Here is a 15,325-nt window from a genome sequence, read left to right on the forward strand (position 1 = left end):
GACAGGCCTTTGGCTTACCTCAACCGCACCCCGTCCGACGCCGCCCAGCCCGTACGGATCGGGCTGATCGGCTCCGGCTGGATGGGCGCTTTCCACGCCGAAAGCATTGCCCGCCGGGTCCCGGGCGCCGTCCTGGCCGCCATCGCGGATCCCAACCTGGAATCCGCCGAGGCACTGGCCGGCACCCTGGGCACCGCGAAGGTGACCGCCGACGCCGCCGACCTCCTGGCCGACCCGGAGATCGACGCCGTCGTCATCGCCAGCCCCGCCCGCTTCCACTCCACCCTGATCGGGCAGGCCGCGGCCGCCGGAAAGCACGTCTTCTGCGAAAAGCCCGCCGGGCTGGGGCTCCAGGAACTCGACGCCGCCCTTGCCGCCGTCGACGCCGCCGGCGTGCACTTCCAGATCGGCTTCAACCGCCGGTACGCCGACGACTTCCAGGCAGCCAAGAAGGACCTCGCCGCCGGAATTGCCGGGACGCCCCAGCTGATGCGTTCACTGACCCGGGACCCGGGCACGGGAAGCATCGGCCACGCCGCCAGGATCCCGGCGTGGACGGTCTTCCTCGAGACCCTCATCCACGACTTCGACACCCTCAACTGGTTCAACGAAGGCGCCGAGCCCGTGGAGGTCTACGCAGTCGCCGACGCGCTCGTGGAGCCGGGACTGCGGGACCAGGGCTTCCTGGACACCGCCGTCGTGACCATCCGCTACAGCAACGGCGCGATCGCCGTCGCCGAGGCAAACTTCAGCGCTCTCTACGGCTACGACATCCGCGGCGAGGTCTTCGGTTCCCGCGGCATGGTCCAGGCCGGACGGTCCACCGAAACCGCCGCCCGCCGGTTCACCGCCGAGGGGATGTCCGCCGACACTCCACGGCTGAACGTCGAACTCTTCCGGCAGGCCTACACCGATGAACTCGTGGACTTCGCCGACGCGGTGCGCGCCCGGCGCGACGGAACAGTGCCGCCGTCGAAGCCGTTCACCCTCACCCCGGTGGCCAATGACGCCCGGCGCGCGCTGGCCGTAGCCCTGGCCTGCATCGAGTCGGTCAAGCAGGGGACCCCGGCAACGGTCAACACAGTGGCCGTCAACGAGAAGGCGGTCCTCTAATGCGGCTTGCCGTCTGCGCCGAGATGGTCTTCACCGACCTGCCGTTCACGGAGCGGGTGCGCCGGATCCACGAGGCGGGCTTCGACGTCGAACTCTGGGACTCGCGCTCCAAAGACATCGGCGCGCTCAAGGCCACCGGGGCGGTGTTTTCGTCCATGACCGGATACACCGCCGGCAGCCTCGTGGATCCGGACACGGCGGATGACGTGGTGCGGACGGCCGAGACCCTGATCCCCACCGCACTGGAGCTTGGCGTCAGCCGGCTGGTGGTCCACCCGGCCGAACTGGTCGACGGCCAGGCGGCGCGGCCGGTCTACCGGTCCAGCGGCCACATGTGGGCCACCGGCGCCCGGACCCTGGAACGGCTCGGAGAGCTGGGTGAGAAACACGGCGTGACCTTCTGCCTCGAGAACCTCAACACCATCCTTGACCACCCCGGCATCCCGCTGGCCCGTGCCAAGGACACCCTGGCGCTGGTGCAGGCCGCCGGGCATCCGAACGCCAGCCTCATGCTGGATCTTTACCACGCCCAAATGGGGGAGGGGAACCTGATCGAACTCGTCCGGAGCGCCCTGCCGTACATCGGTGAAATCCAGGTGGCGGATGTTCCTGGCCGCTGTGAACCCGGGACCGGCGAAATCAACTACGCGGCCGTCGCCAGGGCACTCGCCGACGCCGGCTACGAAGGGACAGTGGGCATGGAAGCATGGGCCAGTGGAGACAGCTATGCGGCCCTGGAGGCCTTCCGCTCAGCGTTCACCGTGACCGCGAGGGCAGCCGCATGAGGGACGTCGTACTCGGCCTCGTCGGCGTTGGGCGGATCGGCGTCATGCACGCCAACAACATCGCCGCCCTCAACGAGGTCCTGAATCCGCAGGGGATCCACGTCCGGCTCCGGCTCACGGACGTCGCCGAAGAGCACGCCCGTGCCGTGGCGTCCGGTCTTGGCGCCGAATTCCTCCCGTCGGTCCAGGCCCTGCTGGGCTCCGGGCTGGACGGCATGGTCATCGCCACGGGAACCGGAACCCACCCCGAGCTCATCAAGGCCGGCGTGGACGCCGGGATCCCGGTGTTTTGCGAGAAGCCCGTGGCCCTGAACGTGGCCGACGCCCTGCCCGTGCTCGACTACGTCCGGGAGCGCCAGGGCGTGGTGCAGATCGGGCATCAGCGCCGGTTCGACGCCGGCTACCTCGAGGCACGCCGCGCCTACCAGGCCGGCGAACTGGGCTGGATCCACTCCCTGCGCGCCGTCACGTGCGACATGACGCCGCCGCCGGTGGAGTTCCTGGCCAGCTCCGGCGGGTTGTTCCGCGACTGCTCGGTCCACGACTTCGACATCCTGCGCTGGCTCACGGGCCGCGAAATCGTCGAGGTGTACGCCAGGGGCTCCAACAACGGAGATCCGGCCATTGGCGAAGCCGGCGACGTGGACACGGCCCTCGCGCTGGTGACGTTCGACGACGGCACCGTGGGAACGGTCTCCGCCACCCGCTACAACGGGGCCGGCCACGATGTCCGGCTCGAAATCCAGGGCTCCCGGGCCTCGCTGATGGTGGGCCTGGACGACAAGACGGCGCTGGCCTCCGCCGAGGCAGGGATCACCTTCCCCGCCGGAAAGCCGCACCTGACGTTCGCCGAGCGGTTCGAGGCGGCGTACCGGTCCGAGATGGCCGCCTTCGTGGAACTGATCCTTGGCCGCCGGGAGAACCCCTGCACCCCGGAAGACGCCGTGGCGGCCTCCCGGGTGGCAGACGCCGCCCAGGAATCGCTCGCCACCGGCGTGCCGGTCCGCGTGGCCCTCAGCGTCGCCAGGTGAGCCCTGGCCCTGAGCTCTGTCCCTGAGCCCGGCCCACGTCGACGAAGGCCCGGAAGGGGGCGAGCCGCTCTCCGGCGGGGATTTCCAGCGCCTCGGGGTGCCACTGGACCGAGGCCACCCAGCGCTCCGGATCCTCCAGCGCCTCGACGGTCCCGTCCTCGGCCACGGCCGTCACCCTCAAACCTTCGGCCACCCGGGCCACGGCCTGATGGTGGCCGGACGCGATCTTCACGCTCACGGCACCGGATTCGCTCCCGTACAAGGCAGCCACCCTGGAGCCGGCCTGCACGCCGACCTCATGCCACGCCCACGGTCCGGCCCCGTGCACCGGCGCGGTCTCGTGGTGCACGACTGTCCCCGGCGCCATGTCCTGGACCAGGGTCCCGCCGTAGAGCACGTTGAGCAGTTGGTGCCCGCGGCAGATGCCGAGCACGGGCAGACCGGCGTCGATCGCCTGCCGCGCCACCGCAACGTCCAGCGCGTCCTGGGCGGGATTGACGTCGTAGCAAAGATCGGTTTGTTCCTCGCCGTAGAGGCCGGGGTCGAGGTCGCCGCCACCGGGAAGAACGACGCCGTCCAGGGACGCCAGCGCCGCGGCCAGGCCGCCGTCGGCCGGCTCCACAGCGGTGAGCAGCACCGGTTCGCCGCCGCCCTCCCGCAGCAGCTCCACGATGTACTCGAACAATCCGTTGGCCTCCGCCACGCGCGGGTCGGGGTCGGCGGAGCTGCTGAGGCGGACAGGTACGCCGATGCGCGGCCGGGCGCCGGCGAGGTTGCGGGAAGTCTGCATGCCTCATTCTGCAACATGATCGCGGACTAGGATTGCCAGATGAACGCCCGTTATCTCGTGTCCCGCAGCCGATACATCCCGGCCGCCCCGGAAGCCATCTTCGACGTGCTCGCCACGCCCGCCCTGCACAGCGTGATCGACGGCTCGGACACCGTGAAGGGCGCCCAGCCGCGCGGGCCCCGGCGGCTGTACCTCGGCGCCAGGTTCGGCATGCACATGAACATGCGGGTGAACTACAAAATCCTCAACCGGGTCTGCGAGTTCGAGGAAGGCCGCCGGATCGCGTGGCGGCACTTCTATGGCCACGTGTGGCGCTACCTGCTCGAGCCGTCCACCGGTGCGGACGGAACCGCCGGCACCATGGTCACAGAGCAATGGGACGCGCGGCGGGTCCACGGCAAGAGCCTTCTCCGGCTGGCGGGCTACCTGCGCCGCCATCCGGCCAACCTGGAACAGACGCTGGCCAAGCTCGAGGCATACATGGCCGGGCCTGCGGACTTGGGTAATGTGGATGGAAGCACAAAACGCGACTGAAGGTGGTAATCGGGATGGGCCGCAGGACTCTGGTCGACGAGCTCGTCGACGGCCTGCTGACCGAAATCCTTGACGGCAAGCTCCAGCCGCACAGTACGATTCCACCGGAAGCCGACATCGCCAAAGCCTACGACGTCAGCAGGCTGACCGTGCGCGAAGCCCTCAAAGCACTCCGCGCGCAAAACATCCTCTACGTGAAGGCCGGCCGGGGAACCTTCGTCAACCCCACGGACAACTGGACCGGCCTGGACGCGATCTTCAAGGCGGCCTCGCACGGCAACGCGGCCGACCAGGTCTCTGTGGGATTGATCGAGATGCGCCGCATGGTGGAGACCGGCGCGGCCGCGCTCGCCGCCAAGCGCTACACCCCCGAGCACGCCGAGCAGATGCGCGAGTGCATCGCGGACATGAAGCGCTTCCACGAGTCCGGCGACCTGGACCGCTTCGTCGAGGCGGACATTGGCTTCCACGACGCCGTCCTGAGGGCCTCCGGCAACCCCTTTGTCCGGGCCCTGTTCGCCCAGCTGGGCCAGTTGCTGTACATGACCCGGCGCGAGACGTCGGCCGTCGGCGTGATCCAGCAGCACGCCATCGATTACCACCAGCGGGTCCTGGACAGCATCCTGAGCGGCGACGCCGAGCGCTCGCGGCAGGCGATGGATGAGCACATGGACCAGACCAATGCGGACTACGAGCGGTACGTCCGCGGCGTCAAGTCCTGACGTCCGCCCCCGGGCCCTTGACGTAATCCGAATCACATTCTATGCTCGTGCCTAGTTCTTGAATCAGATGTCTGACATCTGACTCAAATAGATATCCTGCAACACTCGCAATCGGGCAGGATCTCCACCCCTAATCCACCGACTTCCTCACCCGGCACAGCCGCAGGGCAGGAACTCACGTAAGAAGGTCGATGATGACTTCATTAACCCCCAAGTCCTCCGGACTCGGCGAACTGGGCGACCGCACGCTCCGCAAGGTCCGCCGTCGCGTCATGCCCCTGATTGTCCTGCTCTACTTCGTTGCCTACCTGGACCGCAACAACGTCGGCTTCGCCAAACTCACCATGAGCGAGGACATCGGCCTGACCTCCGCCGCCTACGGTCTTGGCGCCGGCATCTTCTTCCTCGGTTACGCCCTTCTTGAAGTTCCGAGCAACGCGGGCATGTACCGGTTCGGCGCCCGCAAGTGGCTGGCCCGGATCCTGATCACGTGGGGCATCTTCGCCACCGCCATGTGTCTGGTGAACGGGGAAACCACCTACTACATCGTCCGGTTCCTGCTCGGTGCCGCTGAGGCCGGGTTCTTCCCGGCGATCCTGTTCTACCTGACGCTGTGGTTCCCCGCCGCACAGCGCGTCACAGTGCTGGGCATCTTCATCCTCGCCCAGCCCGTCTCCAACGCGCTCGGCGCCCCGGTATCCGGGCTCCTCCTGCAGATGGACGGCATCATGGGCCTGCAGGGCTGGCAGTGGCTCTACATCATCGAAGGCATCCCGGCGATCGCGCTTGGACTCCTGACCCCCATCCTTATGACGGACCGGCCGCGGGACGCCAAATGGCTCGACGTCGACGAGCGCAACTGGCTCGCCGCCACCATGGACGCTGAACTGGCGGCCAAGTCCCAGTCCGGAAAGCACAACTTCATGGCCGGGCTCAAGGACAAGCGCACCTTGGTCTACTCCGCCCTGTACTTCGGCCTGGTGTGCGGAATCTACGGCCTGGGCCTGTGGATGCCCACCATCGTCGCAGCCCTTGGCAAGTTCTCCACGGCCGAGGTTGGCTTCATTGTCTTCATCCCCTACGCAGTGGCAGCGGTCTTCGTCTACTTCTGGAGCAAGCGCGCGGACCGGACCGGCAAGCGTGCCTGGCACACGGCGGTCAGCATGGTGCTCGCCGGCGTGGGACTCCTGGCCGCGGGCTACCTGCTGCCGGTCAACCCGTTCCTCGCGATGATTGGCCTGACGCTCTCGGCCATGGGGATCTACGGCGCCATCGCCCCGTTCCTCTCGATGCCCTCTGCCGCCCTGACCGGCGCGGCCGCCGCCTCCGGCCTGGCCCTGGTGAACTCGCTCGGAAACCTCGGCGGCTTCATCTCCCCGTACGCCGTCGGGCTCCTCAAGGACGCTACCGGCAGCAACCAGAGCGGGCTGCTGTTCCTTTCCCTCTGCCTGTGCCTCACCGCCGTGGCCACCTACCTTTATGCCCGCAAGCGCCCGGAGGGCGACGCCGCCCTTGATCCCGCGGTCGCGGCGGCTGCCGCCGTCGTCGTCCCGACCAAAGTACCCTGATCCCGAACTCCCTGAAGGAACCTTCGCAATGACATCAATTACCCCGTTCCCCACTGAGCGCACCGTCGTCCTGACCGGCGCCGCGTCAGCCCGCGGCATCGGCCGCGCCTCCGCCGACCGCTTGGCCAGCGAGGGCTGGTCCATCGCAATCCTGGACATCAATGCCGAGGACGCCGCCGCCGCTGCCGCAGAGATCGGTTCCAACCGCGCGGTCAAGGCCATCGGCGTCGGCGCGGACGTCTCCGACGCCGCGTCGGTAGACCGGGCCATCACGGAGATCGAGGGCTCGCTGCCCCCGATCGTGGCCCTGGCCAACCTGGCCGGCATCAGTTCCCCGACGCCGTTCATGGACACCACGGTCGAAGAATGGGACAAGGTCTTCGCCATCAACATGCGCGGATCCTTTATCGTCTCCCAGCGCGTGCTCAAGGGCATGATCGAGCGCAAGCTCGGCAGGATTGTGAGCATCTCCTCGATCTCCGCACAGCGAGGCGGGGGCACCTACTCCAAGGTCGCCTACAGCGCCTCCAAGGCCGGCATCATCGGGTTCACCCGGGCCCTGGCCCGCGAAGTGGGCGAATTCGGCGTCACCGTCAACGCCATCGCCCCCGGCCCCATCGACACGGACATAATGGGCGGCAGGCTGAGCGAGGACCGCAAGGCGCAGATGTCCGAAGGGATCATGATGGGCCGCGTCGGTAGCCGCGAGGAAGTGGCGGCCCTGATCGCCTTCCTGCTCGGCCCCGACGCCGGCTACATCACCGCGGCCACGTACGACATCAACGGCGGCCTCCAGGTCTCCTGACCCCCAGCTCGCCCCCCGCACGCCGCACCCCCGTTGCGCTATCAGTTATAGGCCCTAAAACCCTCAAATGGCCGCCAAAAGTGATAGCGCAACCGGGGGTGTGGGGGTGTCTCCGGCGTTTCAGCCGGTCAGAGATCCTTGCGGCATTGGGCGTGGCCGAGCTCGTAGAGCCCGTTCAGGTCACCGTCGGCAAGCCCGTCCGGGGCGCCGATCTCCGGGTACATCAGCTGGGCCGGGTCATCCACATGCTCCAGGCCCATCACGTGGCCGAGCTCGTGCAGGATCACGGCCGTGGCATAGGCCCCGCCCTGGCCCCGGTCCAGGTCTTCGGCGATTTGCGGGGCATCCAGTTCCAGGCTGCCGGTGACAAAGCTCTTGGGACCGTCGCCGAAACTGAAGTGGGTGCTGCCGCCCGTGCCGATGACCGGGCCTTTAAGCTGCGGGGCCTGTTCCGGTGTGGTCCAGGCGATCAGCAGCGGCGCCCACCGGTCCCCGTAGGCGTCCTTCTGGTAGGGGGCCCGGGTTGGCGAGGGAGTCTCCGTTGTGGAGCCATCGCTGATGAACTTGATCCCGGTGGCCTCCGAGATCGTCCGGATGGAATCTTCCACGAGCCGTTCGGCACCCCGCGGCGCCAGGGCGGCGTTGACCACGTAGTGCAGCGGCCGGCACGGCGAGTAACCCACCGGAGAGCCGTCGTCGTTCGTTGCGAGGAACTTGTACGACGTGCTGGCGCTCTCCGGTTTCCGGGGAGCGCCCAGGGGCCGGTCCTGCTCCTCGAGACCGGGCGGGGGAGTGTCGGCCCGGTCCCCGGTGGCAGGCACGGCAGGCTGGCCGGACTCCTGCCCGGACCGCGGCTCAGCCTGCACGTCCCGGCCGGCCGTGTGCCCGGTTCCGCGGCTGACCTCGAACAGGCCGGTGAATCGGGGATCGCCGTAGACCAGTCCGGCCGTGAGGAAGGCCCCGCCGGCGATCACGGCAGCTGCGGCAAGGTTCCTGACAACCCGCAGCGCGGTGGCGCGCCGGCTGTGCCGCGGCCCGCGGTCCCGAAATTCAGGGCCGTCCACTAACCAACCACGGCGCCAAAGACCAGGCCCAGCAGGTACGTCACGCCGGCGGCGCCCATGCCGATGGCCAGCTGTCGCAGGCCGCGGGTGGCCGGCGAGGTGCCGGAGAGCAGGCCCACGACGCCGCCGGTAAGCAGCAGCGCCAAGCCGACGAGGACGGCCGAAACCACCAGGGCGGCCAGTCCCGTCATGCCCAGCAGGAACGGAATGATGGGCACGATCGCGCCGGAGGCGAAGAAGCAGAAGCTCGACGCCGCCGCGCCCCAGGCGGTGCCGACAGCCTCGTGCTCGTCCTCGCTTTCGGGCAGTTCCGGCCGCAGCGACAGGCTCGGATCGCAGTCGCAGTCCAGCAGGCCCATCCGCTCCGCGACGCGGTGCTCGGCGGCCTCCCGGGACATCCCGCGGGCCAGGTACACGAGCAGGAGTTCGTTGTGCTCGATATCCAGCAGCGGGGCTGCCGCCAACGTAATCTGGGTGGGGCGGGTCGCGGCGAGGAGCTCCCGCTGCGAGCGCACGGAAATAAACTCGCCGGCCCCCATGGAGAGTGCACCGGCCAGCAGGCCGGCGACGCCGCTGAGGAGCACCACCTGGCTGCCCACGCCCGACGCCGCCATGCCCATGACCAGGGACAGGTTGCTGACCAGCCCGTCGTTGGCACCGAAGACGGCGGCACGGAAGGTCCCCGCGAGGCGGTTCCGGCCCCGGGTGGCCAGTCCGCGGACCACTTCTTCATGGATCTGCTCATCGGCGACCATGGCCGGCGTGGCGAACGCTTCAGTGGCGTAGGGGGAGCGGCTCTCGGCCCGCTGCGCCAGGGCCAGGACGAAGACCGAGCCGAAGTGGCGGGCCAGGAAGCCCAGGAACCGGCTGCGGAGGGAGGCATGCCGGTCCTTGCCGGCGTGGTCGCCGAGCAGCTGCAGCCAGTGCGCCTCGTGGCGTCCCTCGGCCTCGGCCAGCGCCAGAAGGATGGCACGCTCCTCGCCCGAGCGGTTCTGCGCAAGATCCCGGTAGACGGCCGCCTCGGCTCGCTCGTCGGCGAGGTACTGGCGCCAGCGCTTGATGTCCGCGGCGCTGGGGTCTGAATTGTGGCCGGAACGGGCTGCCGGGTCCGTGGTGCGGGCCGAAGAGGTTTGTCTCGGATGTGGCTGCGAAGAATCGTTGCGATTCGATTCGGTGTGCTGAGACACGAAAAACTCCTGGGTTTGGTCGGGCGTGGTCCGGCCCCATTGCGACTCCAGAGTACCCCTAATTTCCGCGTTTTTTCGGCTGGCCATCCTCAGCGGGAGGTTTAGGGAGGCCGTAACTGGATTGCCTCGACCGGGCCGCCAGCGACTGCTTTCCGGCGGCATTTGTGGGACCTTGACCGTCCGTGTCAGCGGTGTTCGAATGAAACCCAGGGCGGGCTCCCCGGGGCTTGCCGCCACCGAGTCGTACGGAGGTTGCACCATGGATATCACCGGATCACATCCCATCCAGCCGGCCCGGGAGTCCCTCGAGTCCGATCCCGCTTACGACTACGCCGAGGACGCGCCGGTGAGCGATGCCGCGGAGACCGGGGACGAGGAGCTCCTCGAAGAGGCCGACCGGCTGGTTCCCCTGGACGCGGAGGACTTCCTCGGAGACGAAAAGCCAGTGGTGCCGCTCGACGGGGAGGAATTCCTGGAGTCCGAGGAAAATGAATGATTCACCAAAGGCTGTAAAGCCCGACGGCGGTGCCTCCCCTGTGAGGGGCGCGTAGATGCCGTCCAGCGGAACCTCGGCGTTGATCTCCAGGATGATCATGGTCCCGAGGGTGATGACCGACCCCACGGCCATGGACGCCGCTGCTGCGTGACCGGTGCCGCGCTTCCAGACCAGGCCGCCGAGGATGGCCACAAGGAGGCCGCCGACCAGGATGTCGTAGGCAATGGTCAGGGCGGCGACTACGTCCTTGGTGATCACGGCGATGATGATCGCCACGACGCCGAGTCCGAGGACCCACATGCGGTTGGCTTTGACGTCGTGTTCCGGATTGTCCGTGTCGGCGGTGTTGATGTTCTTGCCGAACCAGCTGGCGACGAACGGCAGCACATCGGCGCGGGCAACGGTGGCCGCGGCGATCAGTGCGCCGGAGGCGGTGGACATCATGGCGGCGACGGCCGCGGCGAGCACCAGGCCGCCGATGCCGATCGGCAGGATCTGGGTGGCGACCTCGGCGTAGACAACGTCCTTGCCCAGGTTGGCGACGTCGATCTCAGGCAGCGCGACACGGGCGCCGAGGCCGATCAGTGCACCGGCCGCACCGTAGAGAATGCAGTAGACGCCGGCCGTGGCGCCGCCCCAGCGGGCAACTGTCGGGGTCTTGGCGGTGAAGACGCGCTGCCAGATGTCCTGGCCGATCAGCAGGCCCAGGGTGTAGACGACGAAGTAGGTGATGATCGTCTGCACGCCGATGCCGTCGATCTGGAAGAAGCTGGCGTCAACACGGGCACGGATGCCGTCGAAGCCGCCGGCGGCGTTGAGCGTGAACGGCAGCATCAGGAGGAAGATACCGACCGTCTTGATGACGAACTGGACCTGGTCCGCCAGGGTGATGGACCACATGCCGCCGATGGTCGAGTAGATCAGCACGATCGAGCCGCCGACGGCGATGGCGAGGGCGCGGTCCCAGCCGAAGAGCACCACGAAGATGGTGGCGTACGCACTCGTGGAGGTGGCGCACAGCATCAGCGTGTAGGCGAGCATGACGATGCCCGAGGTCTGCGTGGACTTGGTGCCGTAACGCAGGGTCAGCATCTGCGAAACCGTGTAGATCTTCAGCTTCTGGATGGTGGGGGCGAAGAGCAGGCTCAGCAGCAGGACACCGGCGCCAATTGCGACCACGAGCCACATGCCGGAGATGCCGAACTTGTAGCCCAGGCCGACGCCGCCGACAGTCGAGGCGCCGCCCAGGACGACGGCGGCCATGGTGCCGGTGTAGAGGAACGGGCCGAGGCGGCGGCCGGCGACGAGGAAGTCGCTATTGTTCTTGGTGCGGGACTTGCCCCACCAGCCGAACGCCAGCATGGCGATCAGGTACACCACCACAATGGCGATGTTGACGAAACTTGCGTCCATTTTAAGGGCTCCTTGGAGCTGGTTGGCAGCGTGTGCGGGGATTGCCGGGCCTCAACGATGCGTTCGGCAAGTCTGCTGCTGCGTGACGGGGTTGGAGGAGGATGTCCGTCGGAACCTCCGGTATTGCCCATTAGGCAACACATGTTGCCCAAAAGAGTATGTTGTGACCCCGGTAACAGTCAAGATGCCCTGCGTGCCGTCGCCGCATCCGCGTCACGAAGGTCCGCTCCGGCTAGGATTGCTCCAATGAATGGGGCCAAGCGGCCGGCCGTGAAAGGTTCCTAAATGAAGGCTCTACCAGTTGAACCGAGCAACGTTCCCGTTGCCATCGGTTCGCGGATCCGCGCCGCCCGGCAGTCCCAGCGGCTCACCATTGAACAGGTCGCCGACGCCACCGGGCTCACCAAGGGATTCCTTAGTCGGGTCGAGCGGGACCTCACCTCACCCTCGGTCGCCTCCCTGGTGACGCTGTGCCAGGTCCTGTCCATCTCGATCGGCGATCTCTTCGCCGCCCCCGAAACCCATCTGACGAAGCAGAACGAAGGTCCCCGCATCTCCCTCGGCGGCGAGGGGATCGTCGAGCGGCTGCTGACTGCCCGCTCCGAGCGCCGGGTCCAGATCATCCAGGCGGTGATCGAACCACGCGGGCGCGGCGAGTCCGAGCTCTATGCCGTGGACTGCGACGTCGACGTCCTGCATGTGGTCAAGGGAAGCATCCGGCTGATCCTCACCAACGAGGAATTCGAGCTCAGCGCCGGGGACACCGTCACCTTCCCGGGCCGGGAACCCCACACTTGGGTCAATCCCACGGATGACGCCGTCGAGGTGCTCTGGGTGCTGGTGCCCGCCGCCAGCCGCTGAGGGCAGGACTGCAAGTAGCCAATCCGGGCAATCTGGAAACGTAGAGGACGAGCGGAAACCGCTCGCGTCAGTTCGACTGGGGGATTCCATGAACCGCAAGAACGTCTTTCTGTCCCTGGCGCTGGCCGCCGCGCTCGCGGCCGCACTCGGCCTGAGCTCCTGCGCCGCGGCGGGCCAGCGGGCCGGCGAGACGGGCAGCGGCCCCGCCGGCTCCACGACGACGGCCCCGGCATCGCAGGAATCCGACGCGGCACCGGCGGCTTCCTCCGCCCCGGCCGCCACGCCCACCGCCAGCGCCACCTCCACTTCCGCCACGCCTACTTCCGCCACCGCCACGCCGACGGCGGGTGCCGTGGCCGGCGTGAAGGTGTTCACCTTCCCGGACGGGCACCTGTCCTTTTCGTACCCGAGCACCTGGTCGGTCCGGACAGTAGGTCCGGCCGGGAACGCCGGCAAGCAGCAGGGCGTGCAGGCCGTCATCGCCGATGCCACGGGCAACGAACTGGCGTCGATCGTCAGCAGCACCAACGCCAGCAATGCTTCCGGCCCGGTGGCCCGTACCGTATTGGATGCCGCTCCGGTACCGGGGCTGAAGGATGTCGACGGCGAACAGCTGGCCTTCGGCTTCGCCTTTGATTCCTTCGCCGACCAGTCCGACTTCCACATGAGCGTCCGCAAGGAGCGCGACTTCGCACCGCCGGTCTCCAACTCCGGCTCCGCCTACATCAGCTTTGCCAACGGCGGGGCCGAGGCCAAGGTGCTCTTCGGCAGCCCCGCGTTCGCTTCCGTCGACTCCGCCAAGGCCTGGATGATCACCGAGCAGTACAGCCAGCTGAAGCGCCTGCTGCTCAGCCTCAAGTACAGCTGACCTGCACGGGTCGTGGCGGGGCGGGCCATGGTGAGATGTACGTCACATTCCGGAAATCTGCCGGAAACGGCAAATTAATGCTCGGACCTGTCCCGTAACGTCCCCGCAAGAATCGGAAAGCCTTCCTGAAACACGCCGTGGGTAGCGTCATCTGCGGGGGGACTGCAACAGTCCCAACGACTCATGGTCTCGCCGAATCGGCGCCCTCGGAGCGCCGGCACTCGAGGAAGGCTCCCGTAATGAAGTTCTCTGTTCTTGCAGTAGGAATGGAAGTGGATCCGCAGGTCCTTGACCCCGGATCGACAGCCTGGATGCTGACAGCGTCCGCCCTTGTCCTCCTAATGACCCCCGGGCTGGCCTTCTTCTATGGCGGCCTCGTCAGGATGAAGTCCGTCCTTAACATCATGATGATGAGCTTCGGTGCCATGGGCGTCGTCGCCGTCGTCTGGGCCCTTTGGGGCTACGGCCTGGCCTTCGGCCCGGACACGCTGGGCGGCTTCGTCGGTGATCCCTTCACCAACTTCGGCCTGAGCGGGCTGACCAGCACCATCGGCTCGAAGGCGCCAGGCCTGCCGGACATGATATTCATCGGCTTCCAGGCCACGTTCGCCATCATCACCGTTGCGCTGATCAGCGGTGCGGTGGCCGAGCGCGTCAGATTCGGCCCCTGGCTGCTCTTTGCCGCCCTCTGGGTCACGCTGGTCTACGCACCGATCGCCCACTGGGTCTGGGGCGGCGGGATCTTCGGGCCCACCGGCATCATCGGCAGCAAGATCTCTGCCCTCGACTTCGCCGGCGGTACTGTCGTCCACATGAACGCCGGCATTGCCGGACTCATGCTGGCGGTAGTGCTCGGCAAGCGGCTCGGCTTCATGAAGGACCCCAACATCCGCCCGCACAACCTGCCGTTCGTCATGCTCGGCGCAGGGCTGCTCTGGTTCGGCTGGTTCGGCTTCAACGCCGGCTCCGAACTCGCCGCCGACGCCACGGCCGCACTGGCCTGGACCAACACGCTGCTCGCCACGAGCGCCGCCCTGCTGGGCTGGCTGTTCGTCGAGCGCCTGCGCGACGGACATGCGACCTCGCTCGGTGCCGCCTCGGGCGCCGTCGCGGGACTCGTGGCGGTCACCCCCGCCTGCGGGTTCATCGACCCCGTCGGGGCAATCCTGATCGGCACGGTCGCGGGCGTGGTCTGCGCCCTCGCCGTCGGGCTGAAGTTCAAGATCGGCCTCGATGACTCCCTGGACGTCGTGGCCGTGCACTTCGTTGGCGGCCTGTGGGGCACCCTGTCCCTGGGATTCTTCGCGCTTCCCTCCGCCAAGACCGGCGGCGGCCTCTTCTACGGTGGCGGACTGGCGCAATTCTGGCCACAGATCCTCACCGCGCTGATTGTCACTGCATGGAGCGCCGCCATGACCACGCTGATTGGCTTCGCGATCCACAAGGCCATCGGCATGCGCGTTTCCGAGGCCGACGAACTCTCCGGCATCGATGTGACGGAGCACGCCGAGACGGCGTACGAACTCCTGATGGTCGGCGGCAGCTTCCACCCCGGTGACCCGCACGCAAAGGCCGACGCGGCCCCGGTCCAAACCCAAGCCCAGCCAGAAAGTGAGGCCGCCCGCGGCAAGGTGTCGACGTGAAGCTCGTGACGGCCATTGTGCGGCCGGACCGGGTTGACGCCGTCAGCGCAGCCCTGGAGCGGTCCGGAGTCAATGGACTGACGGTCAGCCAGGCCAGCGGCTATGGCCGGCAGCGGGGCCACCTCGAGGTGTACCGGGGCGCCGAATACAACTCGGACCTGCTGCCCAAGGTGCGGCTGGAGGTCCTGGTCAACGAGGACGCCCTGCGCGCGGTCCTGGCCGCCATCGAAGAAGGCGGGCGCACGGGCAGCTTCGGCGACGGCAAGATCTGGATCATCGACGTGCGCGACGCCGTCCGCGTCCGGACGGGGGAGCGGGGCGCCTCGGCCATCGCGTGAGGCGCCCGCGGGCCGCGGATTTCCGGGCTTTGGTAAACAAATGATGCGCAATGCGAAACTTCGAGTGTATGATGGCTGTCACAACCGTCGGTCAATCCTCGAAGGAG

Annotated in this window: 15 protein-coding genes; 11 read left to right on the plus strand and 4 right to left on the minus strand. The window is 67.6% G+C overall.

Features of this window, described 5'->3' with window-relative positions; all coding sequences use genetic code 11:
* The first annotated feature begins 9 nt into the window (after window positions 1–9).
* The 3 genes from AB4089_RS14400 to AB4089_RS14410 are packed head-to-tail and all read left to right on the plus strand — an operon-like array spanning window position 10 to window position 2,929.
* Window positions 10–1,113: a Gfo/Idh/MocA family oxidoreductase gene (locus tag AB4089_RS14400; protein ID WP_441409958.1), complete on the plus strand. Its 1,104-nt coding sequence runs from the start codon at window positions 10–12 to the stop codon at window positions 1,111–1,113.
* Window positions 1,113–1,898 carry a TIM barrel protein gene (locus AB4089_RS14405; protein WP_441409959.1) on the plus strand — a complete coding sequence of 262 codons (786 nt, stop codon included), beginning with the start codon at window positions 1,113–1,115 and terminating at the stop codon, window positions 1,896–1,898. The genes AB4089_RS14400 and AB4089_RS14405 overlap by 1 nt, the downstream gene beginning before the upstream one ends.
* Window positions 1,895–2,929, plus strand: coding sequence for a Gfo/Idh/MocA family oxidoreductase (locus AB4089_RS14410; protein ID WP_441409960.1), 1,035 nt, complete (start codon window positions 1,895–1,897; stop codon window positions 2,927–2,929). Before AB4089_RS14405 ends, AB4089_RS14410 begins: the two co-directional genes overlap by 4 nt.
* Here AB4089_RS14410 and AB4089_RS14415 read toward each other — a convergent pair.
* The gene (locus AB4089_RS14415; protein ID WP_441409961.1) at window positions 2,913–3,719 is read right to left on the minus strand and encodes a gamma-glutamyl-gamma-aminobutyrate hydrolase family protein; all 807 of its coding nucleotides are present in this window, start codon (window positions 3,717–3,719) and stop codon (window positions 2,913–2,915) included. The genes AB4089_RS14410 and AB4089_RS14415 overlap by 17 nt on opposite strands.
* A 39-nt stretch (window positions 3,720–3,758) precedes the next feature.
* Here AB4089_RS14415 and AB4089_RS14420 point away from each other — a divergent pair, with 39 nt between their 5' ends.
* The 4 genes from AB4089_RS14420 (at window position 3,759) to AB4089_RS14435 (ending at window position 7,348) form a co-directional block, all read left to right on the plus strand.
* Window positions 3,759–4,253: an SRPBCC family protein gene (locus AB4089_RS14420; protein ID WP_441409962.1), complete on the plus strand. Its 495-nt coding sequence runs from the start codon at window positions 3,759–3,761 to the stop codon at window positions 4,251–4,253.
* A gap of 14 nt (window positions 4,254–4,267) precedes the next feature.
* Entirely contained in the window at window positions 4,268–4,975 is a 708-nt protein-coding gene (locus AB4089_RS14425; protein WP_441409963.1) for a FadR/GntR family transcriptional regulator, read from the plus strand.
* Between the two features lie 191 nt (window positions 4,976–5,166).
* Window positions 5,167–6,543: an MFS transporter gene (locus tag AB4089_RS14430; RefSeq protein ID WP_441409964.1), complete on the plus strand. Its 1,377-nt coding sequence runs from the start codon at window positions 5,167–5,169 to the stop codon at window positions 6,541–6,543.
* A gap of 28 nt (window positions 6,544–6,571) precedes the next feature.
* Window positions 6,572–7,348, plus strand: coding sequence for an SDR family NAD(P)-dependent oxidoreductase (locus tag AB4089_RS14435; RefSeq protein WP_441409965.1), 777 nt, complete (start codon window positions 6,572–6,574; stop codon window positions 7,346–7,348).
* A 128-nt stretch (window positions 7,349–7,476) separates the two neighbouring features.
* Here AB4089_RS14435 and AB4089_RS14440 read toward each other — a convergent pair whose 3' ends face one another.
* The 3 genes from AB4089_RS14440 to AB4089_RS14450 form a co-directional block, all read right to left on the minus strand.
* Window positions 7,477–8,412: a matrixin family metalloprotease gene (locus AB4089_RS14440; RefSeq protein ID WP_441409966.1), complete on the minus strand. Its 936-nt coding sequence runs from the start codon at window positions 8,410–8,412 to the stop codon at window positions 7,477–7,479.
* Window positions 8,412–9,599 (minus strand): VIT1/CCC1 transporter family protein, encoded by a 1,188-nt coding sequence (locus AB4089_RS14445; RefSeq protein ID WP_441409967.1) that lies wholly within the window; start codon window positions 9,597–9,599, stop codon window positions 8,412–8,414. The genes AB4089_RS14440 and AB4089_RS14445 overlap by 1 nt, the downstream gene beginning before the upstream one ends.
* A gap of 274 nt (window positions 9,600–9,873) precedes the next feature.
* Window positions 9,874–11,508, minus strand: a complete 1,635-nt coding sequence (locus AB4089_RS14450; protein WP_441409968.1) for a sodium:solute symporter — start codon at window positions 11,506–11,508, stop codon at window positions 9,874–9,876.
* A 285-nt stretch (window positions 11,509–11,793) separates the two neighbouring features.
* On the opposite strand from AB4089_RS14450, the gene AB4089_RS14455 reads away from it, so the two are divergent.
* The 4 genes from AB4089_RS14455 to AB4089_RS14470 all read left to right on the plus strand — a co-directional run bounded on the left by AB4089_RS14455 (window position 11,794) and on the right by AB4089_RS14470 (window position 15,218).
* Entirely contained in the window at window positions 11,794–12,369 is a 576-nt protein-coding gene (locus AB4089_RS14455) for a helix-turn-helix domain-containing protein (protein ID WP_028275626.1), read from the plus strand.
* An 88-nt stretch (window positions 12,370–12,457) separates the two neighbouring features.
* Window positions 12,458–13,237, plus strand: coding sequence for a hypothetical protein (locus AB4089_RS14460; RefSeq protein ID WP_441409969.1), 780 nt, complete (start codon window positions 12,458–12,460; stop codon window positions 13,235–13,237).
* Between the two features lie 239 nt (window positions 13,238–13,476).
* Window positions 13,477–14,880 carry an ammonium transporter gene (locus AB4089_RS14465; RefSeq protein ID WP_441409970.1) on the plus strand — a complete coding sequence of 468 codons (1,404 nt, stop codon included), beginning with the start codon at window positions 13,477–13,479 and terminating at the stop codon, window positions 14,878–14,880.
* Window positions 14,877–15,218, plus strand: coding sequence for a P-II family nitrogen regulator (locus AB4089_RS14470; RefSeq protein WP_441409971.1), 342 nt, complete (start codon window positions 14,877–14,879; stop codon window positions 15,216–15,218). The genes AB4089_RS14465 and AB4089_RS14470 overlap by 4 nt, the downstream gene beginning before the upstream one ends.
* The last annotated feature ends 107 nt before the right edge of the window (window positions 15,219–15,325 follow it).

It is taken from the genome of Arthrobacter sp. 2MCAF15, from assembly GCF_052115605.1.
Lineage (GTDB): Bacteria > Actinomycetota > Actinomycetes > Actinomycetales > Micrococcaceae > Arthrobacter.